27 protein-coding genes and 1 pseudogene are annotated in these 25,304 nt (G+C 69.1%); 23 read left to right on the top strand and 5 right to left on the bottom strand.

What is annotated here, in order from left to right:
- The first annotated feature begins 93 nt into the window (after positions 1-93).
- From lipA to ACFYRY_RS12060, 3 genes are all read left to right on the top strand, one after another.
- Positions 94-1,077 carry a lipoyl synthase gene (lipA, locus tag ACFYRY_RS12070; RefSeq protein ID WP_389142914.1) on the top strand — a complete coding sequence of 328 codons (984 nt, stop codon included), beginning with the start codon at positions 94-96 and terminating at the stop codon, positions 1,075-1,077.
- A 282-nt stretch (positions 1,078-1,359) separates the two neighbouring features.
- Complete coding sequence (locus ACFYRY_RS12065; RefSeq protein ID WP_389142911.1) at positions 1,360-1,560, top strand: hypothetical protein; 201 nt, start codon at positions 1,360-1,362, stop codon at positions 1,558-1,560.
- A gap of 69 nt (positions 1,561-1,629) precedes the next feature.
- Positions 1,630-2,331, top strand: a complete 702-nt coding sequence (locus ACFYRY_RS12060; RefSeq protein ID WP_356764990.1) for a DUF4191 domain-containing protein — start codon at positions 1,630-1,632, stop codon at positions 2,329-2,331.
- An 82-nt stretch (positions 2,332-2,413) separates the two neighbouring features.
- Here the strand turns inward: ACFYRY_RS12060 and ACFYRY_RS12055 are convergent, their stop codons facing one another.
- Positions 2,414-2,881, bottom strand: a complete 468-nt coding sequence (locus ACFYRY_RS12055) for an RDD family protein (protein WP_389142908.1) — start codon at positions 2,879-2,881, stop codon at positions 2,414-2,416.
- 201 nt (positions 2,882-3,082) lie between these two features.
- Between ACFYRY_RS12055 and glnA the strand changes: the two genes are divergently transcribed.
- From glnA to ACFYRY_RS12010, 9 genes are all read left to right on the top strand, one after another.
- Positions 3,083-4,492, top strand: a complete 1,410-nt coding sequence (gene glnA, locus ACFYRY_RS12050) for a type I glutamate--ammonia ligase (protein WP_356764994.1) — start codon at positions 3,083-3,085, stop codon at positions 4,490-4,492.
- Between the two features lie 190 nt (positions 4,493-4,682).
- On the top strand, positions 4,683-5,429 hold the full coding sequence (locus ACFYRY_RS12045; protein WP_389142905.1) for a phosphotransferase family protein: 747 nt from the start codon (positions 4,683-4,685) through the stop codon (positions 5,427-5,429).
- 186 nt (positions 5,430-5,615) lie between these two features.
- Positions 5,616-5,996, top strand: coding sequence for a hypothetical protein (locus ACFYRY_RS12040; RefSeq protein WP_389142903.1), 381 nt, complete (start codon positions 5,616-5,618; stop codon positions 5,994-5,996).
- Positions 5,993-7,159 carry a caspase domain-containing protein gene (locus tag ACFYRY_RS12035; protein ID WP_389142900.1) on the top strand — a complete coding sequence of 389 codons (1,167 nt, stop codon included), beginning with the start codon at positions 5,993-5,995 and terminating at the stop codon, positions 7,157-7,159. The genes ACFYRY_RS12040 and ACFYRY_RS12035 overlap by 4 nt, the downstream gene beginning before the upstream one ends.
- 617 nt (positions 7,160-7,776) lie before the next feature.
- The gene (locus ACFYRY_RS12030) at positions 7,777-8,847 is read left to right on the top strand and encodes a hypothetical protein (protein ID WP_389142897.1); all 1,071 of its coding nucleotides are present in this window, start codon (positions 7,777-7,779) and stop codon (positions 8,845-8,847) included.
- Positions 8,848-9,272: 425 nt separating this feature from the next.
- Positions 9,273-9,530, top strand: coding sequence for a hypothetical protein (locus ACFYRY_RS12025; protein WP_389142894.1), 258 nt, complete (start codon positions 9,273-9,275; stop codon positions 9,528-9,530).
- 164 nt (positions 9,531-9,694) lie between these two features.
- Positions 9,695-10,615 carry a zinc metalloprotease HtpX gene (gene htpX, locus ACFYRY_RS12020; RefSeq protein WP_389142891.1) on the top strand — a complete coding sequence of 307 codons (921 nt, stop codon included), beginning with the start codon at positions 9,695-9,697 and terminating at the stop codon, positions 10,613-10,615.
- A gap of 1 nt (position 10,616) precedes the next feature.
- Entirely contained in the window at positions 10,617-11,201 is a 585-nt protein-coding gene (locus ACFYRY_RS12015; protein WP_389142888.1) for a hypothetical protein, read from the top strand.
- A 126-nt stretch (positions 11,202-11,327) separates the two neighbouring features.
- Positions 11,328-12,512 carry a winged helix DNA-binding domain-containing protein gene (locus ACFYRY_RS12010; RefSeq protein ID WP_389143739.1) on the top strand — a complete coding sequence of 395 codons (1,185 nt, stop codon included), beginning with the start codon at positions 11,328-11,330 and terminating at the stop codon, positions 12,510-12,512.
- Between the two features lie 301 nt (positions 12,513-12,813).
- Here ACFYRY_RS12010 and ACFYRY_RS12005 read toward each other — a convergent pair whose 3' ends face one another.
- Positions 12,814-13,128 carry a hypothetical protein gene (locus ACFYRY_RS12005; protein WP_356765002.1) on the bottom strand — a complete coding sequence of 105 codons (315 nt, stop codon included), beginning with the start codon at positions 13,126-13,128 and terminating at the stop codon, positions 12,814-12,816.
- Between the two features lie 176 nt (positions 13,129-13,304).
- On the opposite strand from ACFYRY_RS12005, the gene ACFYRY_RS12000 reads away from it, so the two are divergent.
- Both ACFYRY_RS12000 and ACFYRY_RS11995 read left to right on the top strand, forming a co-directional pair.
- The gene (locus tag ACFYRY_RS12000; protein ID WP_389142885.1) at positions 13,305-13,667 is read left to right on the top strand and encodes an arsenate reductase family protein; all 363 of its coding nucleotides are present in this window, start codon (positions 13,305-13,307) and stop codon (positions 13,665-13,667) included.
- A gap of 135 nt (positions 13,668-13,802) precedes the next feature.
- On the top strand, positions 13,803-14,498 hold the full coding sequence (locus ACFYRY_RS11995; RefSeq protein ID WP_389142882.1) for a hypothetical protein: 696 nt from the start codon (positions 13,803-13,805) through the stop codon (positions 14,496-14,498).
- Positions 14,499-14,509: 11 nt separating this feature from the next.
- Here ACFYRY_RS11995 and ACFYRY_RS11990 read toward each other — a convergent pair.
- Positions 14,510-14,789 (bottom strand): annotated as a pseudogene (locus tag ACFYRY_RS11990) (alpha/beta hydrolase); the annotation flags it as partial.
- Positions 14,790-15,025: 236 nt separating this feature from the next.
- Here ACFYRY_RS11990 and glnII point away from each other — a divergent pair.
- From glnII to ACFYRY_RS11960, 6 genes are all read left to right on the top strand, one after another.
- Positions 15,026-16,054 (top strand): glutamine synthetase, encoded by a 1,029-nt coding sequence (gene glnII / locus ACFYRY_RS11985; protein ID WP_389142879.1) that lies wholly within the window; start codon positions 15,026-15,028, stop codon positions 16,052-16,054.
- A gap of 153 nt (positions 16,055-16,207) precedes the next feature.
- Positions 16,208-16,330, top strand: a complete 123-nt coding sequence (locus ACFYRY_RS11980) for a hypothetical protein (protein WP_389142876.1) — start codon at positions 16,208-16,210, stop codon at positions 16,328-16,330.
- A gap of 79 nt (positions 16,331-16,409) precedes the next feature.
- On the top strand, positions 16,410-17,024 hold the full coding sequence (locus tag ACFYRY_RS11975; protein ID WP_389142873.1) for a winged helix-turn-helix domain-containing protein: 615 nt from the start codon (positions 16,410-16,412) through the stop codon (positions 17,022-17,024).
- Between the two features lie 165 nt (positions 17,025-17,189).
- Complete coding sequence (locus tag ACFYRY_RS11970) at positions 17,190-18,458, top strand: sensor histidine kinase (RefSeq protein ID WP_389142870.1); 1,269 nt, start codon at positions 17,190-17,192, stop codon at positions 18,456-18,458.
- Entirely contained in the window at positions 18,443-19,096 is a 654-nt protein-coding gene (locus tag ACFYRY_RS11965) for a LuxR C-terminal-related transcriptional regulator (protein WP_389142867.1), read from the top strand. The genes ACFYRY_RS11970 and ACFYRY_RS11965 overlap by 16 nt, the downstream gene beginning before the upstream one ends.
- Positions 19,097-19,298: 202 nt before the next feature.
- On the top strand, positions 19,299-20,885 hold the full coding sequence (locus tag ACFYRY_RS11960; protein WP_389142865.1) for a DUF1996 domain-containing protein: 1,587 nt from the start codon (positions 19,299-19,301) through the stop codon (positions 20,883-20,885).
- Positions 20,886-20,971: 86 nt separating this feature from the next.
- Here ACFYRY_RS11960 and ACFYRY_RS11955 read toward each other — a convergent pair whose 3' ends face one another.
- The gene (locus tag ACFYRY_RS11955) at positions 20,972-21,424 is read right to left on the bottom strand and encodes a hypothetical protein (protein ID WP_389142861.1); all 453 of its coding nucleotides are present in this window, start codon (positions 21,422-21,424) and stop codon (positions 20,972-20,974) included.
- 136 nt (positions 21,425-21,560) lie between these two features.
- Here ACFYRY_RS11955 and ACFYRY_RS11950 point away from each other — a divergent pair, with 136 nt between their 5' ends.
- The 3 genes from ACFYRY_RS11950 to ACFYRY_RS11940 all read left to right on the top strand — a co-directional run bounded on the left by ACFYRY_RS11950 (position 21,561) and on the right by ACFYRY_RS11940 (position 24,930).
- Complete coding sequence (locus tag ACFYRY_RS11950; RefSeq protein ID WP_389142858.1) at positions 21,561-22,061, top strand: tetratricopeptide repeat protein; 501 nt, start codon at positions 21,561-21,563, stop codon at positions 22,059-22,061.
- 49 nt (positions 22,062-22,110) lie between these two features.
- Positions 22,111-24,075, top strand: a complete 1,965-nt coding sequence (locus tag ACFYRY_RS11945) for a hypothetical protein (RefSeq protein WP_389142855.1) — start codon at positions 22,111-22,113, stop codon at positions 24,073-24,075.
- Positions 24,076-24,240: 165 nt separating this feature from the next.
- Positions 24,241-24,930, top strand: coding sequence for a TetR/AcrR family transcriptional regulator (locus tag ACFYRY_RS11940; RefSeq protein WP_389142852.1), 690 nt, complete (start codon positions 24,241-24,243; stop codon positions 24,928-24,930).
- 10 nt (positions 24,931-24,940) lie between these two features.
- Here ACFYRY_RS11940 and ACFYRY_RS11935 read toward each other — a convergent pair whose 3' ends face one another.
- Positions 24,941-25,294 carry a 5-carboxymethyl-2-hydroxymuconate Delta-isomerase gene (locus tag ACFYRY_RS11935; RefSeq protein ID WP_389142849.1) on the bottom strand — a complete coding sequence of 118 codons (354 nt, stop codon included), beginning with the start codon at positions 25,292-25,294 and terminating at the stop codon, positions 24,941-24,943.
- Between the last annotated feature and the right edge of the window lie 10 nt (positions 25,295-25,304).

The following is a 25,304-nucleotide window of genomic DNA, read 5'->3' as shown; positions in this document are numbered from 1 at the left end:
TTGGCCTCCCGTGTAGGGCACAACAAGCACGGGCGTACGCTGGTGTACGCCGAAGAATCGAAGTTTACCCAGAGCAATCAGCAGGGAGCCGATGTGTCCGCAGTCGCACCCGACGGACGCAAGATGCTGCGCCTGGAGGTCAGGAACGCCCAGACCCCCATCGAGCGCAAGCCCGAGTGGATCAAGACCCGGGCGAAAATGGGTCCCGAGTACACCAAGATGCAGAACCTCGTGAAGAGCGAGGGCCTGCACACCGTCTGCCAGGAAGCCGGCTGCCCCAACATCTACGAGTGCTGGGAGGACCGCGAGGCGACCTTCCTCATCGGCGGCGACCAGTGCACCAGGCGCTGCGACTTCTGCCAGATCGACACCGGCAAGCCCGAGGCGCTGGACCGGGACGAGCCGCGCCGCGTCGGCGAGTCCGTGGTCACCATGGACCTGAACTACGCCACCATCACCGGCGTCGCCCGCGACGACCTGGAGGACGGCGGCGCCTGGCTGTACGCCGAGACGGTCCGCCAGATCCACGAGCAGACCGCGGGCCGCGAGGCCGGCCGTACCAAGGTCGAGCTGCTGGCCCCCGACTTCAACGCCGTCCCGGAGCTGCTCCAGCAGGTCTTCGAGTCCCGCCCCGAGGTCTTCGCGCACAACGTGGAGACGGTCCCCCGGATCTTCAAGCGCATCCGCCCCGGCTTCCGCTACGAGCGCTCGCTGAAGGTCATCACCGAGGCGCGCGACTTCGGCCTGGTCACCAAGTCGAACCTGATTCTCGGCATGGGCGAGACCCGCGAGGAGATCAGCGAGGCGCTCCAGCAGCTGCACGACGCCGGCTGCGAGCTGGTCACCATCACGCAGTACCTGCGTCCGAGCGTGCGCCACCACCCCGTGGAGCGCTGGGTCAAGCCGCACGAGTTCGTGGAGCTGAAGGAGGAGGCCGACCAGATCGGCTTCTCCGGTGTGATGTCCGGCCCGCTGGTCCGGTCCTCGTACCGCGCCGGACGGCTGTACCAGATGGCCGTCGAGCAGCGTCAGGCGGCCGGGCCTGAGGGCTCCTACGCGGCCTCGCAGGCCGTGTGACCTGCCCGACAAACCCTCGCCCGCCCTGCCCGGGAGCGCGTGGTACAAGCGTGTGAATTCGCGCACAAGGGGCTACCCGCCGGTAAAGGCCGATATGACGCGGTCCTGACCGTCCTCGCAGATGAGGACGCCCATCAGGACCGCGTCAGCTTGCGAGGCCCCCGCATCAAGGTTTCATTGGTGTTTGACCGGTCGGTCACCCACTGGTAACACCAGTCAGTGACGCTGGACTCACACCACGTACACCCGCACCCGAAGCGGTACCAAGGGGGGACCTCCATCATGCAGGCCGCGCCCGTTCGCGCCACAGCGATTCCTTCGTTCACCGACGCGCTCCGTGCCGTCGAATCCCTGCTCATGAGCAGCGGGCAGCGCACCGCTCGCCGCAACGCCTGGACATCCGTGCTGGAGGACCGCCGCCGCGCCAAGGACAGGGTCGAGGCGCAGCGTGTCCTGGAGCAGACCTTCACCGCCGTTCCCTGACACTCCCCTTCCGCCGTCCCGCGGGCACTGCCGTCATGGGCGCTTGCGGGGGCACGTAGACTTCGTGCCATGGCGAGGAAGGACACGGCAGCGAACGCTGCGGACCAAGGGCGACTCAAGCAGATCGCTCTGACCTACAAGATGACTCGCAAGGCCGACAAGAAGATCGGTCTTGTACTCGCGGCTGTCGGAATCGTCACCTTCGGTGTCTTCCTCGCGATCGGTTTCTTGATCGGTCACCCCGTATATCTCGGCATCCTGGGCCTCCTGCTCGCCTTCCTCGCGTCGGCGATCGTATTCGGGCGCAGGGCCGAGAGGGCAGCCTTCGGGCAGATGGAGGGACAGCCGGGCGCCGCCGCGGCCGTACTGGACAACGTCGGCCGGGGCTGGACCACGACCCCCGCGGTCGCGATGAACCGCAGCCAGGACGTGGTGCACCGGGCGGTCGGCAAGGCCGGCATCGTACTGGTCGCCGAGGGCAACCCGAACCGGGTGAAGAGCCTCCTGGCCGCCGAGAAGAAGAAGATGAACCGCATCGTGGCCGATGTGCCGGTGCACGACCTGATCGTCGGCACGGGTGAGGGCCAGGTCGAGCTGAAGAAGCTGCGCACCACGATGCTGAAGCTTCCGCGCGTGCTCACCGGCCCCCAGGTCACCGCGACCAACGACCGGCTGCGGGCGCTTGGCGACCTGATGAGCAACATGCCGCTGCCGAAGGGGCCGATGCCGAAGGGCATGAAGCTCCCGAAGGGCGGGCCCAAGGCCCGCTGACACCTCCCACGTCAGAAAGGGGGCGCCCGGATCACTCCGGGCGCCCCCTTTGTCGTCCTCGGTCACACAAGGACTACGACCGTCAGATCCGTACCTCGACCGTGCGGGCCAGCCGGTCGTGCAGGCCGCGGCCGTCGCGGTCCCAGATCAGGGCGGGGATCGCCAGACACAGCAGGGCGGTGCGCAGCATCCCCCGCCAGGGGCTGACCCTGCCGGTGTCCAGGGCCACCACCCGCACGCCGAAGAGACGCTTGCCCGGAGTGAAGCCGACGGTGCCGACCGTGAGGGCACCCATCACGAAGAAGACCAGCAGCGCCCAGTTCGAGGTCGTCTGGTCATAGCTCTGAGTGATCAACTGGGATGCAATCAGGACGCTCATCGCCCAGTCCACCGCCAGTGCCCCGAGGCGCCGCCCCGGGCGCGCGATCGACCCCGGCCCCTCCTCCGGCAGTCCGAGGTCTTCGCCCCGGTAACCGAAGGCGACACCGGCCTGCTCGGCGGTCGCGCGGGGCCCCGAGAGCCACGACCCGATTGCTTCCCTCTTGTCCACCCGTACACCGTACTGCGCCCGTTTCGCGATACGGACAGGTGGGGTTGGAGTGGGCCGTGTCCGGTTAACTTGTGCGAAACAAATGGGTCACGCCCGAGAAACCACCCGTCCCTAGGGTCGAGGTCAGCGTGTGCCACCGCACTGGCCGCACGAACGAACTACCACCCCGGCACGGGAACGGCCGGGAGTAGGAGGAGCTGGATGTTCCAGAACGCCGACGAGGCCAAGAAGTTCATCGCGGACGAGGACGTCAAGTTCATCGACGTCCGCTTCTGCGACCTGCCGGGCGTCATGCAGCACTTCACGGTGCCCGTCGAGTCGTTCGACCCGGATGAGGAGCTGGCCTTCGACGGATCCTCGATCCGTGGTTTCCAGGCCATCCACGAGTCCGACATGGCTCTGCGCGCGGACCTGTCGACCTCTCGGGTCGACCCCTTCCGCCGTGACAAGACCCTGAACATCAACTTCTTCATCCACGACCCGATCACCGGCGAGCAGTACAGCCGTGACCCGCGCAACGTGGCGAAGAAGGCGGAGGCCTACCTCGCCTCCACCGGGATCGCCGACACCGCGTACTTCGGCCCCGAGGCCGAGTTCTACGTGTTCGACAGCGTCCGCTTCGCGACCACCGCGAACGAGTCCTTCTACCACATCGACTCCGAGGCGGGCGCCTGGAACACCGGCGCCCTCGAGGACAACCGTGGTTACAAGGTCCGCTACAAGGGCGGCTACTTCCCGGTCCCGCCGGTCGACCACTTCGCCGACCTGCGTGCCGAGATCTCGCTGGAGCTGGGCAGGGCCGGTCTCCAGGTCGAGCGTCAGCACCACGAGGTGGGCACCGCCGGCCAGGCCGAGATCAACTACAAGTTCAACACGCTGCTCGCCGCGGCCGACGACCTCCAGCTCTTCAAGTACATCGTGAAGAACGTGGCCTGGCGCAACGGCAAGACCGCGACCTTCATGCCGAAGCCGATCTTCGGTGACAACGGCTCGGGCATGCACGTCCACCAGTCGCTGTGGACGGGCGGCTCCCCGCTGTTCTACGACGAGGCCGGTTACGCGGGCCTGTCGGACACGGCCCGCTACTACATCGGCGGCATCCTCAAGCACGCCCCGTCGCTGCTGGCCTTCACCAACCCGACGGTGAACTCGTACCACCGCCTGGTGCCGGGCTTCGAGGCCCCGATCAACCTGGTGTACTCGCAGCGCAACCGCTCCGCGGCCATGCGTATCCCGATCACCGGTTCGAACCCGAAGGCCAAGCGCGTCGAGTTCCGTGCGCCCGACTCCTCCGGCAACCCGTACCTGGCGTTCTCCGCGCTGCTGCTCGCGGGCCTGGACGGCATCAAGAACAAGATCGAGCCGGCCGAGCCGATCGACAAGGACCTGTACGAGCTGGCTCCCGAGGAGCACGCGAGCGTGGCGCAGGTCCCGACCTCCCTGCCGGCCGTCCTCGACCGCCTCGAGGCCGACCACGAGTTCCTCCTCCAGGGCGACGTGTTCACGCCGGACCTGATCGAGACGTGGATCGACTTCAAGCGCACCAACGAGATCGCGCCCCTGCAGCTGCGTCCGCACCCGCACGAGTTCGAGCTGTACTTCGACGTCTAAAGAGCGGGGTCGGGTGGGCCGGGGCTGGACCCCGGAAACCGACCGTGAGCTGACATCGACGTGAGGCCGCCATCTTCGAAGAGGAGATGGCGGCCTCACGTGCGTCCGGGGCAGCGGGACGCGGTCAGCCGTGATTCGCACCCGATAAACCCGGCGACGTCGGCGATCATCCCCTGGATACTGGTCGCCCATGGATGAGGTCGAAGTCGTCGTCGCCCATTCCGAGCGGGCGACTCTGCGCGTCGGCGACGTGTTCCTGAAGGTGGACGCCGTTCAGGCGCGCATCGACGTCGAGGTCGAGGCGATGTCCCTCGCGCCGGTCCCGACCCCGGAGGTCCTGTGGCGCAAGCCGTCCGTGCTCGCGACCGCCGCACTCCCGGGGACGACGCTTGGACGCCTCGGCGGGCCGTCGACCGGGTCGCCGGCGGCGTGGGCCGCGGCGGGCGCCGCCATCCGGAAGCTGCACGACGCACCGCTGCCGTCCCGGCCGGGCCAGGCCGGCCGGAGCATCGTCGCGCTGGCGGCGGAACTCGACGAAGAGTGCGAGTTGCTCGTGACGAACGGCGTCCTGCCGCCCGACCTGGTCACCCGCAACCGCCAAGTCGCCGAGGCCGCGCTTCGGCCGTGGACTCCGGCGTTCACTCACGGCGACCTGCAGATCGCGCATGTCTTCGTCGACGGCCACGAGGTCACGGGCATCATCGACTGGTCCGAGGCGGGCCAGGGCGATGCCTTGTACGACCTCGCCACCTTCACGCTCGGACACGAGGAGCACCTCGACGACGTCATCGCCGGCTACGGCACCGACGTCGACCTCGACGTGATCCACGCATGGTGGTCGTTGCGAAGCCTGCTGGCGGTTCGCTGGCTGACCGAGCACGGCTTCGACCCGTTCGCGCCGGGCTGTGAGGTCGACGTGCTGAGATCCCGAATGTGAGGCTGCGCGGGCCCGTCTGCCGCGTATGTGTTCTGACGCATCGAGCAGGCCATCCTGGGGAGCATCGCCTGCTGGCTCTGCAGGTCCAAAGACACGATTGCAGTGGCGAGTTGTCGTAATCACGCTGGGTCGACTGGGAAGTTGAGGAACGATGGTGCCGACCGTGCGAGAGTGAGGGGGCCACGAATGACACGTATCGAAGTACGCGTCGATGAGCACGACGAAGACGAGGCACTGCAGTCTCTCTGTGGCTGGCTGACCGACGACTTCGCCGTACGAACCACCGCCGAGGTCTCCCTTCTTGAGCGACCTGCGCAACGTGGGGCCATGGGGGGCTGGCTCGATGCCGTGCAGTTGGTGACGGAAAACGGCTGGAGTGCGGCGTCGTTCGTATTGGCCCTGGCGGCATGGCGCCAGACGCGCGCGCGTGCACCTCACATCACTGTCCGACAGGGCGATCTCGAGATCACCATCACGGACGCATCGCCCGCAGAGATCGAGAGGGCCATCTCCGCTCTCTCCGAACTCGCGCCGACGCCGAACCAATCCGGTGGCCAACAAGCATGACGGCAAAACCTGATCCCCTTCAGTCCCGGGCTGTATTGCTGGGTGTCAGCCGCTACTCCTACCTTGAAGATCTGCCTGGAGTGGCTGACAACCTGCCCGCACTCGCGGAAGCCGTGTGCGGTCCGTTCGGTTGGGGCCTCGATGCCGAGCACTGCAGCGTGGTGGCTGAGCCTGCCTCGCTGGAGGAGATGCTGGAGCCCGTGAGCATGGCCGCCATGAGCGCTCGTGACACGTTGTTGGTCTACTACGCAGGCCACGGGCTCTTGAACCGACAGCAAGAACTACATCTCGGGCTTCGCAACTCGCGCGTGGGGCGCGGACGCACCGCGGTGCCCTATGCATGGCTACGCGAAGCAATCACCGAAGGCAGGGCACAGCGCCACGTGATCATCCTCGACTGCTGCTTCAGCGGTCGGGCTCTGGGGAGCATGTCGGGACCTGGCTCGTTGGCCGACCAGGCGTGGATCGATGGCAGCTTCCTCATGGCGGCCGCTCCCGAAACCGGTCCCGCCTTAGACCCTCCCGGGGAAAGGTACACCGCCTTCACCGGCGAACTCCTGAGCACGATGGAACAGGGGGTTCCTGGGGCGGGCATGTGGCTCACGATGGACGACCTATACGGTCACCTACGCTCCGTGTTGACGTCCAAAGACCGCCCCACCCCACAGCGTCGTACCCGAAATCGCGCCGGCGAGCTGGTGTGGGGACGCAACGCCGGCTACGAGAGATCGTTCAAGCGGCCAGCCCACCTACTCGCCACCAGCTCTGCCTGGCCTGACCCGGATCGATTCCTGGATGCTTCCGAGTTCATCCACGCGCTTGGCGTGGTCCGTTCGATCAGCGGCCTGACGCAACGTGAGCTGAGCTCGAACTCCCCCACGCCGCTGTCAGAAGGCAGCATCAGTCGGCTCCTCAACCGCGATGACCTTCCTCACCGGTGGACGAAAACGATCGAGGCATACCTGTCCTCGTGCGGCATACCCGACGACCACATCGAACGATGGAAAGCAGCATGGGAACGACTCAGAGCTGCCTCAAATCACGCTCTTTCGACCGTCACACCGGCTACGACGCCGGAGCCGGACTCGTCGAGGTCACTGCGCTCCAGGTTCAAGGCCATTGGCTTACGCAAGCAGTCACCGACGAAGCGCAGTAGCCACTGACGCAAGGCGAGCGGCAAGGACTTCAGCGCGCGACGAGGCACTACTTCCTTGCAGGTGAGGCGGTAGCGGACGGGCTGTCCGTCTTCTGCGTAGTGCTTCCGCCGTCGCCGCCGCTGGAAAAGAGACCGAGCTTCGCCCCAAGGAGCAACAGGGCCACAGAAACAACACCAACCCAGGTCTTCTTCTTCGGTCGTTTGCGACCGCCTGTGGACCGATTCACCCAGTGGCCAGCGCGATAGTACTGACCAGAACGTCCTGCCATCACACACCCCCGAGTTGAGCAAACGCCCTGCTCCATCGAGTCTCGCAGCGAACCAGGCCCGCAGAGTCTGAGTCGGACGCACTTGGCTGAAACAGGCGCCACCGACGCATCACAACCAACGGAACCTGCTGTCTGCAGCACTTGCGCCTGGCGCCCGTCCTCCCTCAGACTCAGCTGTGGCCCTCAGGGGGCCGCCCCTGATCCTGCTTCGCCCCGTTGCCGGATCACACAGGGGTCAAGGAGCCATAGCCCCGCCTGCACAGCGCATCACACTGTTCACCTATGCCCTCGAGTAGGGCGCGCAGATCAGTTGTCGGATGCCGAGGGGCGACGGTACTCCGGGGACGGATCTCACATGACCAGCGGTGGGCGGCTCGAGAAACTCGCTCGGACCCGGCAGCTCTACACGGGCGAACCCTTCTCCACAGCAAAAAGCGCAATGCGCGGCGGGGACAATCGCTACCCGATTCATTCCAGTCCGCTGTCACAAGCCCATCTCGAGGCCCAGGTGTTCGCCAAGCTCTGCGGTGGCGGCCAGTGGTGGACTCATCCACTCGGGCTCTCGCACGTGCAGTCGACAACCCAGTCTGCGATCGTGCACCTCGACAGCCACACCACGTTCAGCAGTGGCACCTTGTATGCCCGCAGTGGCCACGTCCTGGATCAACTCCTGCCCTGCGCCGAGCCGGGCGTTCAAGTAAACGGTGTCATCGGCCTTCGAGTTGTTGGCATCGATGGATCAGACTTGCACCTCACACTCGCCGGCAGCGAATGCCACCTTGTACTGCGCGGAATGCCCGGGACGGATTGGGCTGAGGAGCTCGCTGAACGTTGGCGCCGATACGAAAAGGCAGAAGCTCCGCCGCTCTGGCAGCAGCCAAAGCTGACTGCCTTCGAGGACGCGCACATTCGTGACTACCCAGAAACGTGGACAGCCGAGCGCAACCTCGACTGGCTCGGATCGGCACTACTGCGCCGCATCGCCATCTTCCAGACATCCAGTACCGCATATTCAACACGTTCCTGGATCACTGGTGACGAATTGATCTTTGAGCTGGACACAGTGCGTGGCATCAGGCTCGAACACGACATCTTCCTGCGGCGCCTCATGGACCCCGTATGGGGTTTGCCGCTCCGCATCGAGCACCAACACTGCTCTTGCAAGCCGGGGCAGGAACTCGGTGACAGCACGTACACCCTGCAGTGCACGTACAACCTCGTGCACCGCAGCATGACCAGTGGCGGCCTGCAGCTACGGTTCCGACATGGGCCGGGCGTCTACACGGGCGGCACACGGATCAAGCTTGAGAGTTTGGGTTCTCCCACCGAGTGGCTCGATCGCGTTCTCCCAAACCACAGCCCGGACGTCACGCCGCCCTCCGATACCCCGAGCGCAGCTCGGTCCTCTGCCAGGGTGGGCCGATAATGGAATGGGACACCATCGTGTTGTCCGTCTTGGCCGCGTTCGGAGCCGTCGTACTGGCGCTCTCACAGCTTCACGACGTGCTGGGGAAAGTACCAGCGATCATCCGCGCATGGCATGAGATTCGGCGCAGCTGGCGCGAGGCTGAAGATGACCAGACATAGATGGCCCTGAGGGGGACCGTCGCATTCGGCGCGCAACTTGATAACCGTACGACCGGTTACTTTTCCGCTTAAATAAGCGACCGAATGCACAAAATTTGCGAAAATCGGGCAAGATAAAAGATTCCTTGCTCGGCAAGACGATCCGCCGACTTTCACCCCGCACATGCCGCAAAGGGCACCTCCGCTCCTGATCACCCAGGGCGGGAGGTGTCGTCGTATGCTTCCCAGCACAACTGTTCGAGACGAGTGACGGGGGTTGCGGGGATGCCCGAGCAGGACGACGCGGAGCGGGAGTTCGACCTCCGGTGGGCCGACAGCGCCGAGCACAAGGAGCCCTCGGCGCGGGCCCGGATGCTCGCGGCGCGCTGGAAGGAGAACCCGCCCCGGCCGCAGCCGTTCCGCGCCGATCCCGACTTGTCGGCGCCGCGCCGGTCCTCGTGGATCTCGACGGCGGTGGTGCTCGGGAGTGTGGCGGCGATCATCCTGCTGCTGGGGTACGCGAACTTCCGGGCGCCGTACTAGGGGGGTGGCCGCCGCTCCCCGGGGTTGAGCCATTGCCCGCCGTCTGCCCTGAGCCCGTGCGCCTGCAGTCTTTGCTGGTCCTAGAGCTGAGTGCGACCGCTTCATGGCTGGGGCGGGTGCACACTGGGCTGTGGGACGAGTGCCTGAGTGCGGGGTGATGCGAGATGCAGAGCCGCTTTAGGAGCGATCGACGACTGACCGTGCGGATGACGGTCACCATGTTTCTGCTGGGGCTGCTGTACGTGGCCTTCGTCGTCGCGCTGATCGTGCTGCTGAAGTCGTGGCTGTTGGTCGTCGGGCTGATCGCGGTGATGTTCGTCGCGCAGTTCTGGTTCTCCGACCGGATCGCGCTGTTCGCGATGCGCGGACGCGTGGTGGAGCGGGAGGAGTATCCCGAGCTGCACGCGGTGATCGACCGGTTGTGTGCGATCGCCGACATGCCCAAACCCGTGGTCGCCGTGTCGGCCATGGAGATGCCGAACGCGTTCGCGACCGGCCGGAATCCCGACAACGCGGTCGTCTGCGTCACCACCGGTCTGCTGCGGCGGCTGGAGCCGGCGGAGCTGGAGGGTGTCCTCGCGCACGAGCTGTCGCATGTGGCGCACAAGGACGTCGCGGTGATCACCATCGCGTCCTTCCTCGGGGTGATCGCCGGATTGGTCGTGCGGTTCGCCTTCTACTCGCAGCTGCTCGGCGGAGGGCGCAGGGACCAGAACACCGCTGTCGTCTTCGCCGCGGTGATGGGGGTGTCGGCGGCCGTGTACGCGATCAGCTTCCTGCTGATCCGGGCGCTGTCCCGGTACCGCGAGCTGGCGGCGGACCGAGCGGCGGCGCTGCTCACCGGCCGCCCCTCGGCGCTGGCGTCCGCGCTGACCAAGGTCTCGGGCGACATCGCCCGGATCCCGACCAAGGACCTGCGGACGGCGCAGGCCTTCAACGCGTTCTACTTCACCCCGGCGCTGGGTTCCGAGCCGGGTGTCGCGCGGCTGTTCTCGACCCACCCGAGTCTGGAGCAGCGGCTGGAGCAGCTGGGCAGTATCTCCGGGGAACTGGGTGAGGCGGCGACCCCGGGGAGGGCCGGCTGAGGTGGGGCTGCTGGACATCCTGCTCGGCCGTACGAAACCGGTCGTGCCCGATCTCGATCAGCTTTTCGCGCTGCCCTCGGCGGCGGTGACCCTGGAGGCGACCACCTCCTTCACCGCCACCGGGCGCGGCGCGGTGTGCTTCGCCACGGTGGAGGGCGCGGCCTTCGAGCAGACCCACCGCGAGGTCCAGGCCCTGCTGGACGCCGACACCGACCGCGACGGTCCGCCGGTGGAACTGCGGCGGGACGAGTACGGGTACTCGTGGCTGGTGTCGGAACGCGCCCCCGACCAGCTGCCGCTCCTGGTCAATGATCTGCACGCGGTGAACAGCGCGATGGAGGTCAACGGCTTCGGACCGCAGCTGCTGTGCTCGCTGGCCGGGTTCCAGGACCCGGAGGGCCGGTCGCTCGCGCTGGTCTATCTGTACAAGCGGGGTACCTACTACCCCTTCGCGCCACTGCCCGGTGAAGGACAGCGGCGCGACAACGCACTCGAACTGCGCGTGAAGGCGACGCTCTCGAACGACCTACGGATCGAGCAGGACCTCAACCGCTGGTTCCCGGTGTGGGGCGCCCCGGGTCTGTGACCGGGGCCCAGGTGCCCGCGGGGAGGTGTTCACCCGCCCGGACGGTTCGTCGAGGTCGGCCAGGATGTCAGTGGTGTCCGGCATGATGCCCACCCTCAGGACGTGACGGGCAGGGTGGAGGCCGGCATGGGTGGCGCGGAGCGGTACATCGACACGGCGGAGCGGCGGGCGCGGCTCGCGCTGCGGCACGGGCTGGCCGGGCCGGCGCGGGCGGGGAGCCCGGAGGAGGTCGCCGCCTCCCTGGTCGCCCTGCACGGCACGGACCCCGCGACGGTGTACCTGGCGGTGGGCGCACGGCTCGCGGATCCGGCGGGGACGGTGCCGGAGACGAGCCGGGCCCTGTACGAGGATCGGACGCTGGTCCGGATGCACGGCATGCGGCACACCGTCTTCGTGTTCCCGACGGACCTGACGGCGGTGGTGCACGCCTCCACCGGGCTCACGGTCGCGGCCCGGGAGCGGGCCACGCTGCTGAAGAACATGGCGACGGCCGGGGCGCCGGACGCGACCTGGCTCAAGGAGGTCGAGGAGTCGGCGCTGGCGGCGCTGGCCCGGCGCGGCCAGGCGACGGCGGCGGAGCTCGCCGAGGACGAACCGCGGCTGCGGCAGCAGTTCGTGTACGCGGCCGGGAAGCCCTACGAGGGCGTCCACACCGTGTCCACGCGCCTGTTGAAGGTGCTGGGCGTCGAGGGCAGGGTCGTCCGGGGCCGGCCGCTCGGGTCCTGGACCTCCAGCCTGTTCCGCTGGGCGGTGGCTCCCGCGCACCCCGAACTGGACCCGGCCGAGGCCCAGGCGGCCCTCCTGCGCCGCTGGCTCACCGCCTGCGGCCCGGCCACCGAGGCCGACCTGAAGTGGTGGACCGGATGGCGGGTCACGGAGGTGCGCCGGGCCCTGTCCGCGATCGGGGCCCGGACGGTGGCGTTGGACGAGGGTGTCGGCCATGTCGTCGACGGCGACACCGACCCGGTGACGGGGCCCGCGGAACCCTGGGCCGCGCTGCTGCCCGCGCTCGACCCGACGGCGATGGGGTGGCAGCAACGGGACTGGTACCTCGCGCCGGAGGTGCGGGGCGCCTTGTTCGACCGCAGCGGCAACGTGGGGCCGACGGTCTGGTGGAACGGACGGGTGGTCGGCGGGTGGGCGCAGCGCCCCGACGGCGAGATCGTCTGGCGGATCCTCGACACCGACGGTCTGGGCCGGGAGGCACGGGCGGCGATCGCGGTGGAGGCGGAGCGGCTGCGGGGGTGGGTCGGGGCGACGAAGGTGACGCCGCGGTTCCGGACGCCGCTGGAGAAGGAGTTGGCTCAGTAGGAGCGAAAGCGGGAGCGGGCTACGGGCGTGCGCTGTACGGGCGTTGGAGTGGGGGACGGCGGAGCGGGCGGGCGGGCGGTGGGGGGGGGGGGGGGGGGGGGGGCCCCCCGGCCCCCCCCCCCCCCCCCCCCCCCCCCCCCCACAAACCCCCCCCCCCCCCCCCCCGCGGGGCGGGCCCCCCCGCGCAGTACGGGGGGGGGGGGGGGGGGGGGGGGGGGGGGGGGGGGGGGGGGGGGGGGGGGGGGGGGGGGGGGGGGGGGGGGGGGGCGGGGGGCCCACCGGGGCCCCCCCCCCCCACGGCTCACCTCGAGTACCGCATCAGCGCCCGGACCATGTGGCACGTGGTGTCCGACGGCGGATGCACACCGATCATCTCGGCAGCGCTCCGGATCGTCTCGTTGCGTGCCTGGTTGGGCAGGTACACACCCGAGTCGAGCAGGGCGATCGCAAGGCGCATCGCCTTGAGACGCCGGTTGTGGCTCACGTACCACTCGCGCGGACGCCCCGGGGGCAACGGCCGCTTCTCCACCGGCCCGTAGGGCAGGTCGAGCAGCACGGCACGCTTCGCGGTGGACTGGGTCGGCAACGGCTTCGGCTTCAGTGCGGCAGCGGGCACAGGCATCCTCCTGTCGCGGTCAGGGCGCCCCCGCCGGGAACATCGGCGAACCCGGCAACACCCTCGAACACTGCTTCTATTCTACTGCCCACCACTGACAAAAGCCCCTGGCCACAAGGGCTTTCGGGGGTGCTGTGACGTACGTGGAAGACGGGTTTTCGCGTAGCGTTGGCGGCATGGAAATCTGGATCAATCCTGCCTGTTCCAAGTGCCGCAGCGCGATCTCACTGCTCGACGCCGAGGGTGCTGACTACACCGTCCGCCGTTACCTGGAGGACGTACCGAGCGCGGACGAGATCCGGGGCGTACTGGACCGTCTGGGACTCGAACCCTGGGACATCACCCGGACCCAGGAGCCCGCGGCGAAGGAGCTCGGGCTCAAGGAGTGGCCGCGTGACGAGAGCGCGCGCGACCGCTGGATCGAAGCGCTTGTCGCGCACCCGAAGCTGATCCAGCGTCCGATCATCACGGCGGAGGACGGGACGGCGGTGGTGGCCCGCAGTGAGGAGTCCGTACGGGATGCCCTGTCCCGTCACTGACAGCTCACACACCCTGACGCGACCCAACTCCGGTGTGAGGTACGCCACTTCGGTGACTCCTGTCATCCCCTGAATGACATCGTTCGGTATCTCGTACATAGCGACATACGCTCCCCGACCTCGCAGGAGGCGCGCATGTCGCGTAGGAGAACACTCGGTACCAGGAAGAGAGTCGCGCTGCTGGTGAGCGCGGTGGCGGTGGCGGGAGGTGGCGCCTTCGTCATGGCGAGCACCTCGAACGCCGCGGCTCCGCAGACCGCGGCGGAGTCGACCGTCTGTCAGGGGCTCGCCACCGCCCTGGGCAACAACCAGAAGTTCATCGCGGGTCAACAGGCCGCCCCGGACGCCCAGTCCGAGGCCCGGATCGCCAACCGCGAGGCGGTCATCGCTCAGATCGAGCGCCAGCAGGAGGCGTCCGACTGCGTCGTCGGGGAGTCGGCTCAGGGCTCCCAGGCCACGCAACCGGCGCAGGCCACACAACCCGCGCAGGCCACACAACCGGCGCAGGCCGGTCAGCCCGCGACGAGCGCCCCCGCCGCGCAGCCCCCGGCCGCGGGCAACGGTGGCGACACCGCGGCCACCGGACAGCAGGTGTGCAACGGCTCGACCGTCACCCTCTCCGGCGAGGACGGCGCCCCGGCCGCGTCCAGCAACCAGTTCCCGGCCGGCACCAAGTTGAAGGTCACCAACCTGGACAACAACAAGTCCACGACGGTGGAGGTCACCTCGGTCTCCGGCAGTTGCGCCCTGCTGAACAACGCCGCCTTCGAGCAGGTCCGTGAGCCCGGCAAGTTCCTGATCCGCCGGGCCGTGATCGAGAAGGTGGGGTGAGGCCATCCGCGTAGGAACTCGCTGAGGCGGCGGCCCGGTCCGGGCGGCGCGGCCTGCGGCAGCGCATGGTGCGAGACGTCCGGGACCACGACGCTCTCCACCCGCGGCAGCAGCGCTTCCACCCCGGTTGCCACCTCGTACGTGTCGTGCGTCCTGCTGCTCCCGGCCAGGAGCAGCAGGACCGGCACGTCCAGCGCGCGCCGCGTCTCCAAGCGCCGGGCGCGGGCCGGTCACCGGCTTCACGACGGAGGGGAAGCCGGCGACCGCCCCCTGGAGGCGGAGCCAGACGGGGTGCGGGGCGCGTCCGCGGAGGGTTCCTGAACAAGCGGAGGTTCCTGAACAAGGTGCGCGTGCGTCGCGAGCCGTGAGCCGTGACACAGAACGGCCAGGTAACACGGGGTTCACATTCGAGCAATGGTCGGGAAATCGCCTGTTGACAGGCTGCCCGGCATCAACCGCGGCGCCCCAGTGCCGCGGCGCCGCAGCACCCGCAAGTGCGCCCGGACACACCCCGAAGGAAGTGCCTCGTGACCTTCAAGGCTGAGTACATCTGGATCGACGGCACCCAGCCGACGGCCAAGCTCCGTTCCAAGACGAAGATTCTGGCGGACTCCGCGAAGGGCGCCGAGCTGGGGATCTGGGGATTCGACGGCTCTTCCACGAACCAGGCCGAGGGCCACTCCTCGGACCGTGTCCTCAAGCCGGTCTTCTCCTGCCCGGACCCGATCCGCGGCGGCGACGACATCCTCGTCCTGTGCGAGGTCCTCGACATCGACATGACGCCGCACGAGTCCAACACCCGTGCCGCGCTCACCGAGGTCGCCGAGCGGTTCGCCGCGCAGGAGCCGATCTTCGGCATCGAGCAGGAGTACACGTTCTTCAAGGACGGCTACCCGCTCGGCTTCCCCAAGGGCGGCTTCCCGGCCCCGCAGGGCGGCTACTACTGCGGTGTCGGCGCCGACGAGATCTTCGGCCGTGACATCGTCGAGGCGCACCTGGAAAACTGCCTGAAGGCGGGCCTCGCCATCTCCGGCATCAACGCCGAGGTCATGCCCGGCCAGTGGGAGTTCCAGGTCGGTCCGGTCTCGCCGCTCGAGGTGTCCGACCACCTGTGGGTCGCCCGCTGGCTGCTCTACCGCACCGCCGAGGACTTCGGTGTCTCCGCGACGCTGGACCCGAAGCCGGTGAAGGGCGACTGGAACGGCGCCGGCGCGCACACCAACTTCTCCACCAAGGCGATGCGCGAGACCTACGAGGCGATCATCACCGCCGCCGAGTCGCTCGGTGAGGGCTCCAAGCCGCTCGACCACGTCAAGAACTACGGCGCCGGGATCGACGACCGCCTCACCGGGCTGCACGAGACCGCCCCGTGGAACGAGTACTCCTACGGTGTCTCCGACCGCGGTGCCTCGGTCCGTATCCCGTGGCAGGTCGAGAAGGACGGCAAGGGCTACATCGAGGACCGCCGTCCGAACGCCAACGTCGACCCGTACCTGGTGACCCGCCTGATCGTGGACACCTGCTGCTCCGCCCTGGAGAAGGCCGGCCAGGTCTGATCCGCACCGCTTCCTCGTGAGGGGCGCCCACCGCCATGGTGGGCGCCCCTCATGTGTGCGGCGGGCCCGCTCGTCGGTCGCACGCCGCGAGGAGCGCGTCCAAGGTGTGGAAGGAGGGTCCTCCTGGCGCCGTCCGTCTGCTTCAATGGGCTCATGGCCAGCATCCAGAAGGACACCGCGACAGGTCGCCACGACCTGGAGCCGTTCTGGCCCTCCCGTCAGCACCACGACTTCGACCGGGTGTGTTGCCGCGCGACGAACGCGCCGGCCCTGTAGCGCCGTACCTCCCGGCCTTCGGCCAGCGCGACACGACGTACGTCCCCTCGACGACTCCTCGCGCGAAAGCTGACACCTCATGGCGACCACTCGTTCCCTCTCCCCCGCCCGCACCGCCACCTCCGCCCCGGCCAACGGCCCCGCCCGGCACCGCCTGCGCGCCGTCGACCGGGACGAGGTCGTCGAGATCGCGGACTTCCTGCCGCCGGGTGCCACCTGGCTGCCCGCTCCCCCGCACACCCTGCCCACGCTGCCGGGGCAGCCGCCGATGGTCGGCTACCTGGTGCTGGTCCCGGCCGACCAGCATCCGCCGTTCCTTCCCACGGCGGTGCCCGACCGTCCGGACACGCCGGTGGTACCGAGGGGGCAGGAGGCCGACGACAAGGCCGCCGGTACGGTCGACCCTCTCGTCCGGGTCGACACCGTGCGCCGCACCGCCTCGGTGGACGGACGTGCGCTCGACCTCACCTACCTGGAGTTCGAGCTGCTCGCCCATCTCGTCGCCCACCCGCACCGGGTGCACACCCGCGATCAGCTGGTGACCACCGTCTGGGGCTACGGACACGTGGGCGACGGCCGCACCGTCGACGTCCACATCGCCCGGCTGCGCCGCAAGCTGGGCGCCGAGCACCGCCGGGCGATCCAGACGGTGCGCCGGGTCGGCTACAAGTACACGCCTCCGACCGGGCGTTGAGCCTGGCCGGCCGGGACCGAGCTCGCGGGACGGGCCGTCGCCGAGGCGGCCCTCCGGCGCGGCTGAGAGGTGACCGTCTTCGGCGAGTGGGTGTAGCTGGCACCACCCCTGACCCGCCGTTCAAACCCCGTGTCCCGTGGCGGTGCCTCGGGCCAGACTTGCGGCATGACCACACAGACGAAGAGCGACGGGGGCCGCACCCGGGTGCGGGGGTCCGGGCGGGCGGCGCTGCGGGGGTTCGGGCTGGCACTCGTGTTGTTACCGGTGGCGGTGGCTCTGTTCACGCTCACGCTGGTGTCGCTCGCGCTGATACCGATCGGGGTCGGGATCGTCACCACACCGTGGATGCTCACGGGGGTGCGGGCGTTCGCGGACCGGCGTCGGATCCTGGCGGCCGAGTGGTACGGGGTGCGGATCCCGTCCGCGTACCGGCCGATGCCCGAACACGCCAACCCGTGGACACGCACCTTCGGGATGCTGCGCGACCCGGCGACCTGGCGCGACCTGGGGTGGCTGCCGGTGGACATGACGGCCGGGTTCCTCACCGCGCTGCTGCCGGGGGCGCTGCTGCTCTACCCCTTCGAGGGGTTCGCGTTGGCGGCCGGGCTGTGGCGGGTCTTCCCCGACGACACGTACTGGTACGCGTTCGTGCCGGTGACCGGGCAGGCCTCCGCGTTCGGCGCGGCCGCCCTCGGCCTGGTCCTGCTGTTCCTCGCGCACTTCCTCGCCCCGCGGCTGCTGGAGTCCCACTTCTGGCTGACCCGGTCCGTGCTCGCCCCCGGAAAGGAGGCACTGTCGGAGCGAGTACGGGTGCTGACCGAGACCCGGCGGGACGCGGTCGACACCTCCGCGGCCGAACTGCGGCGCATCGAGCGGGACCTGCACGACGGGGCGCAGGCCCGGCTGGTCGCCATGGGCATGGACCTCGGCACCATCGAGGTACTGGTGGAGAAGGACCCGGAGCAGGCCAAGCGGCTGCTCTCCCAGGCCCGCCAGTCCTCCGCCGAAGCACTGGCCGAACTGCGCGACCTGGTCCGCGGCATCCACCCCCCGGTGCTCGCCGAGCGTGGACTGGGCGACGCGGTACGGGCGTTGGCGCTGCGGCTGCCCGTCACCACCGAGGTGGACGTGGACCTGTCCGGCCGGGCGGACGCGCCCGTGGAGTCGGCCGCGTACTTCGCCGTCAGCGAGGTGCTGACCAACGCGGTCAAGCACTCCGGCGCGGACCGCGTCTGGGTCGACCTGCATCACACGAAGGACATGCTGCGGATCTCGGTCACCGACAACGGGAAGGGCGGCGCGGAGATCGGGGCGGGCTCGGGCCTGGCCGGGGTGGAGCGGCGACTGGGTACATTCGACGGCGTCCTGGCCGTCAGCTCTCCGGCGGGCGGTCCCACCATGGTCACCATGGAGATCCCTTGCGCGTTGTCCTAGCCGAAGACCTGTTCCTGCTGCGCGACGGACTGGTCCGGCTCCTTCAGGCCTACGACTTCGAGATCGTCGCCGCCGTCGAGACCGGGCCGGAGCTGGCCCGTGCGCTGGCCGAACTGGAGCCGGACGTCGCCGTGGTCGACGTCCGGCTCCCGCCGACGCACACCGACGAGGGCCTGCAGTGCGCGCTCGACGCCCGCCGGAACAGACCCGGGCTGCCGGTGCTGGTGCTGTCCCAGCACGTGGAGCAGCTGTACGCGCGCGAACTGCTCGCCGACGGCACCGGCGGGGTCGGCTATCTGCTCAAGGACCGGGTGTTCGACGCGGAGCAGTTCGTGGACGCCGTACGACGGGTCGCGGCGGGCGGGACGGCGATGGATCCTCAGGTGATCCAGCAGCTGCTGTCCCGGCGGGGAGCCGACGACCGGCCGCTGGGCCGGCTGACGCCCCGTGAGCGGGAGGTGCTGGAGCTGATGGCGCAGGGCCGGTCCAACGCGGCGATCGCGACGCAACTCGTCGTCACGGAACGGGCGATCGCCAAACACACCTCCAACATCTTCGTCAAACTGGGTCTGGAGGTGTCGGACGACGACAACCGACGCGTCCTGGCCGTTCTCGCCCATCTGGACCAGGACCACTGAAAACGGGCTCCGAGTCGCACGTGCCGTAAGGGATCAACAACTCCTGGTATCGATGGCGCAGTTGGGACTCAATTGCTTCACGTATCTCTCATCAATTTCCGAGTCGGCTGAACACCCGTGGGACTGACTGCGTATGGAAGGGCGCCGCTTCACTCCTGTCGGGCGCCTCGATGCTGCCCCGCAAGGAAGTCAGAGGAGTTCCATGGGACGCAACACACGTAAACGCCGTTCGTCGATGGCCAACAAGGCCATAGCCGCGTCGGCGGCCCTAGCGCTCGGTGGGGGCGGGCTGATCTGGGCGAACTTCTACGCTTCGGCGCACGAGTCCAACAGCTCGGGCCAGAACCAGACCAAGGCCGCCACCGCGCAGGTCGCGACCATCGCCTGCCCGGATGTCGGGCAGAAGCTGACAGACGTGCCGGGCAAGGCGCGCGCCGGCGTGGACAAGGAGCTGGCGAACCTCGACAAGCAGATCACCGAGGCCTACACCCGGCTCGCCTCCACCCGCCAGGCTCAGGCAGGTGACGCCAGCTTCGTCCAGAACGCGATCGTCGGCCCGCTCAAGGACAAGCGGACCGCGACGATCGACCGGATCCGGCTCGATGTCGAGCGCGTCGGGGGCAAGTTCGACAGGTCCATGAGCCAGCTCTCCGCCTGCACCACGCAGGCGGCGCAGCCGCAGACCAACGCCGGTCAACAGAACGGCGGCCAGCAGCAGGGCGGCCAGCAGCAGGGTGGCCAGCAGCAAGGCGGCCAGCAGCAAGGCGGCCAGCAGCAAGGTGGCCAGCAGCAGGGCGGTCAGCAGCAGGGCGGTCAGCAGCAGGGCGGTCAGCAGGGCAACGGCGGTCAGGGCGGCAACGGCCCGGTCGCGGCGGACTTCGTGGACATCACCAAGGTCCAGGGCAACGCACAGCTGGGTGTGGGTCAGAACGGGCTTCCCGCGAACGGCGGCAGCGGGTCGCAAGGCACCTTCACGTCCAACTGTGGCACCAACGGGAACGACAACCACAACACGGACAACGTGATCGTCGCCCCCGGTGTCACCAACGGCGCCCACCACCTGCACGACTACGTCGGCAACCAGAACAACGACGCGTTCGCCAGCGACCAGGAGCTCGCCGGTGCGGGCACCAGCTGCCAGAACCAGGGCGACAAGTCGTCGTACTTCTGGCCGGTGCTGCGTGTGCAGGACGGCACGCAGGACTTCGACCAGAACAACGACGGTGGTGGCAAGGAGGGCAACGTCGGCAAGATCCTCCAGCCGGCCTCCGCCCAGCTGAAGTTCGTCGGCAACAAGAAGGGCAACGTCGTCGCCATGCCGTCGGCGCTGCGCATCATCACCGGTGACGCCAAGGCCCAGGTCAACGGCAACGCCAACGCCAACGTCAACTGGAGCTGCACCGGCTTCGAGAACAAGGTGCAGCTCAAGGACAAGTACCCGATCTGCCCGCAGGGCAGCCAGGTGGTCCGGACGTCCAACTTCCAGAGCTGCTGGGACGGCCAGAACATCGACAGCGCCAACCACCGGACGCATGTGGCATTCGCCCAGGCCGACGGTACCTGCGCCAACAATTTCAAGGCCATCCCCCAGCTCCAGGTCCGTCTGACCTACGACGTCCCGGCCCCGAAGCTGGCGAACGGCGCGGTGACCAACCCGTACGCGGTGGACACCTTCCCGGAGCAGCTGCACAAGCCGATCACCGACCACAACGACTTCATCAACTTCTTCTCGCAGCAGACGATGAACCAGATGGTCGACTGCATCAACAAGGGACAGCAGTGCAAGTGACGGCCTGATGGCCTGATCTGACGCGAAGGCCGGCGGTGAGGATTCCTCACCGCCGGCCTTCGCGTTGTTCAGTCAGCGATCGGTGTTCAGTGCCCGGAGTCCGAGGCGCCGTCGGAAGGCTCGTGCGACCCCTCGTGCGCCGAGTGGTCCGTGCCCTCCTCGAGGTCGCCGCCGAGCGTGCCGCGCAGCGCCGTCATGGTGCTGGTCTCGCCCACGGCGACCCACTTGCGGCCGACCAGGTAGTGACCGCCGTAGTCCTTCGCCCCGTTGATCCACTCGCGCTGACCGCGGTCGGTGGCGAAGGTCGCGAGGATGAACTTGCCGTCGGGGTTCTTGCAGATGGCCTGCCGGATCTCGTCGGCGTCGGTCTGCATGTCGGGTGTGCACTTCACCTCGGCGGCCAGGTGCTCCAGACTGCCGGTGGCCGACGACGGGACGGCCGTCGCTTCCGCGGCGGAGCCGGATCCTGAGCCGCAGCCCGCCAGCGCCAGCACCAGCGCCGCGCCGCCCAGCGCGAGTATCGGTCGGGTCAGCCTCATCTGTTCCTCCGGTCTCATGCATCAGACCATGCCTCAGGCGGCCCCGGCGAGGGGCCCGTCCCCTTCGATACGGCTGTGAGGCGCGGCGCACTCAAATCGGATGTACGGATGGGCACGTGCATGCCAAGGTGTCCGGATGAACCAAGGCTGGGAAGATCGCGTGGCCGCCGCCTGGACCACCTTCGACGACTACGCGGAACAGGACGCGGCCGACTTCCGGGCGGTGATCGACACCCTGGTCGCCGAACTGCCTGCCGACAGCCCCCTCGGCCCCTTCGAGCAGGCCTGCGCCTGGGACTCGACCGGTCACTCGGACCGGGCCGTGCCGCTGTACCAGGAGGCGCTCGCGCGCGGCCTGAGCGGCTACCAGGGGCGGCGCGCGAAGATCCAGCTCTCCAGTTCGCTGCGCAACGTCGGGCGGGCGGAGGAGGGCGTCAAGCTGCTGACGCCCGAACTGGACGCACCCTCCGACGAGTTGGACGACGCGATACGGGCCACTCTGGCGCTGTGCCTGTCCAGCCTGGGCCGCGATCGTGAGGGCCTGTCCCTCGTACTCGGCGCCCTGGCCCCCCATCTGCCGCGCTACCAACGGTCGATGGCGAACTACGCCCGGGCTCTGGTCACGCCGGAGGAGTGAGTCCCCCGGGTGGCGGTGACCATCCGCCGATTCGCTCGTTCTGCTGAACGTGCAGTCACAGGATGTCGTCCCGAGCCCCGGCCGCCCCTCCTCCTCAGCAGGCTCGTCAGCCTCGCCAGCCTCGGCAGCCTCGTCGTCGGGGCTGCTCGTCGACGTCGAGCAGGCCGAGGCCGCACTCGTCGAGCACTACCCGCGGCTGGCGCGGCTCGCCTATCTGGTGCTCCCGCCGGATCTCGGCCGGGGCAGGCGCGTCCTGACCGCGCACGCCCTGACCCAGCGCGCCCTGCCCCGCGGCCGCACACCCGTGCCCGTGATCCCGGCCCAGTCCACCGGCCCCGACAGCGATCCCGGATACGCCCTCGTCCGCCTTCAGGTGCTGCGTACGGCGCTGGAGGCCGGCCTGCCGCTGAAGCGCATGGCGTGGCCCAAGCGCTCCCAGCTGCCGCCGTTCCTCCCCCAGGTCTGGGGCCTCAAGCTGTTCCCGCGCTCGGGAGGTGCCGAGGAACTCGCCCTGGACCAGCGGCTGTCGGCCCTGTCCGGCCCGGCTCGGGCCGCGTATGTCCTGCGCGGCCTGGAGAAACTCCCGGACACCGACGTACGCAAGGTGCTGACGGCCGCGGGCGTCGACGACGTGGACGCCGCGCTGAGCGAGGCGGGTGGTGTCGCCGCGCGGTCCGCGCTGCTGGAATCCCCCGAGTTCGACCCCTGTTCGCTGCAGGCGCGGCCCACCGACCTGATGCGGCGCAGGCAGCACACCAAGGCGGCGCTCGCCGCAGTGGCCGCCGTCGCCGTGTGCGGGGCGCTGCTCGGTCTGCCCGGCGGCGGCTGGGGGCCGGACGGCGCCGCCGCGCCCGCGTACGCGCGCAACCCCGCCGCCGAGGCCGCCCTGGACCCGGCCAGGGTGACCAGGGTCGCCCCCACCGCGTGGGAGACCTCCGCGCGCACCGACTTCTCCGTGTGGCCGGCCCGCGGCGGTCTCACCGGTGACCGGGAACTCCTCCGCCGCGCCCTCGCCGTCTGGGCCCGCCCCGGCGAGAACGTCCGGGTCACCGCGACCACCGGCACCCCGTCGGGCGGCCCGGCCGGACCACCCCAGCTGCTGTACGCGGGGACCGTGGACGACGTTCGCGTGGTGATCCTGTACGACGGTCTGCGCATCGCCCGGTACGCGGAACCGAAGGACAGCACGACGAGGGCCGCCCTCGACTTCGCGCGGGTCGACGGCGCGACCGGGCCCGAGGCGAACGCGGTGGTGCTCAGCCGGACCGACGGCAACGTCCGCTATCTGACGGCGCCCTGGGTGCGGAAGGCAGCCGAACGGGACCTGCTCAAGCCGGGTTCCGGTGCGATGGACCTCGCCCTGACCGACGGCGTCACCGCACCGCTGGCCACGCCGGCCGTCCAGAGCGGCACCTGCACCTCGTGGAACGTGCTCCAGCTGACGGACTCCTTTGGCACCCGGCTGCTGACGGACCTCAGCGAGCTGGTCCCGGCCCACCTCACCGCCGGCCGGCCCGGCTCGACCCACGAGGCGTCCGGTGCCCGTGGGCTGCGTGCCTGGGCCCCGTTCGCCTGCTCCCTGTCCGCCGTGCGCGGCGCGGGCGTACGCACCGTGAACACCTGGGAGTACGCCACGCAGCCGCTGCCCGACGCGAGCGGGCTGGCCGCCTGGGTGTGCACCCGGGCCGAGACCTGGCGGGGCGACGGCGCCCGGGTCCTGGCGCAGTTCCAGACTCCGGGCGGGACGTACGGGTCGGTCGCGACGAAGGCCGAGAACGTGCCGGCCTGCGGCCCGCGCGACCCGCATGTGCTGGCCGGCGTGCTGTGGAAGTCGCAGGCGGGTTCCTGGTACGTGCTGGCGGCCGGCAGCCGGGGCACCACGTCGATCACGGCGACGGGCACGGCCGGCGGGTCCGCACAGGGCAGTCTGCTGGCCGTGAAGACCAGGCAGGGCGCTCACGCCGAGCTGAAGGGAACCCTGCGGGACGGGCGGTCGATCAACGGCCTGGGGTAGGTCAGGGCACGCCTCGGTGGCGGAACTCCCTTACTGTGAGCGGGCGTTGAAGATTACGTTGGACGCGGTTGCTCGGACGCGCGGTGCGCGTCTCGCGCCGGACACGTGAACACCGCTGTTCGGTCCGGTCCGTTCGGGCCCGGATCCGATCGGTAAGGTGTTCGTATGACTACCGTGGTACGCCGCAGAATGGGTGTCGAGGAGCGGCGGCAGCAGTTGATCGGCGTCGCGCTCGACCTGTTCAGCCGCCGGTCGCCGGACGAGGTCTCCATCGACGAGGTAGCCGCGGCCGCGGGCATCTCACGCCCGCTGGTGTACCACTACTTCCCCGGCAAAGTCAGCCTGTACGAGGCCGCGTTGAAGCGTGCCGCCGATGATCTGGCGAGCCGGTTCGTGGAGCCGCACGAGGGGCCGCTGGGGTCGCGGATGCTGCGGGTGATGCGCCGGTTCTTCGACTTCGTCGACGAGCACGGCCCCGGCTTCTCGGCGTTGCTGCGCGGCGGTCCGGCGGTGGGTACCTCGGCGACGAACGCGCTCATCGACTCCGTACGACAGGCCGCGTACGAGCAGATCCTGACGCACCTCGGCGTGCCGGATCCGCCCGCGCGACTGGAACTGGTCGTCCGCTCATGGATCTCGCTCGCCGAGTCGACGGCGCTGATCTGGCTGGACGGTCGACGCATCCCGCGCGCCGACCTGGAGGTGCAACTCGTGCACGACTTCGCCGCGCTCGCGGCCGTGAGCACGGCGCACGACGAGGAGATGAGCGGGCTGCTGCGCCACATGCTCAAGGACGAGCCGGGCGACGGCCCGTTCGGCGACCTCGCGACCCGGCTCATCTCCCTCGCCACCTAGGGCCTGCGGCCTAGCGTTCGAACTTCCGGTAGGACGGGTCGAGGTCGCGGATCTCGGCGGAGGCGTGCACCGTCAGGCCGTCGGTGGGCTCGACGTACTTGCCCAGCAGCTCCAGCACGGACTCGGTGAGCCGCGCCTTGGTCTCGTCGGACCGGCCGGCCAGCAGAGCTATCGAGACGTTGACGATGGCGTGCCCCTGCGTCTGAGCTCCCACCACGTCGTCCTCGGTCCGCACGATCCGCGTCTTGCACGCCTCCAGGCGCGCGGCGGCCACCTCGACGACCACGGGGTGCAGGTCCTGGGCGAATCCGCGCCAGTCGACGTGGTCGAGCCCCGAGGAGACTTCTACGATGATCTGCGGCATGGGCAGGCAC

The organism is Streptomyces sp. NPDC005263 (genome assembly GCF_042872365.1).
Lineage (GTDB): Bacteria > Actinomycetota > Actinomycetes > Streptomycetales > Streptomycetaceae > Streptomyces.
This window is presented reverse-complemented; position numbering and strand designations above follow the sequence as displayed.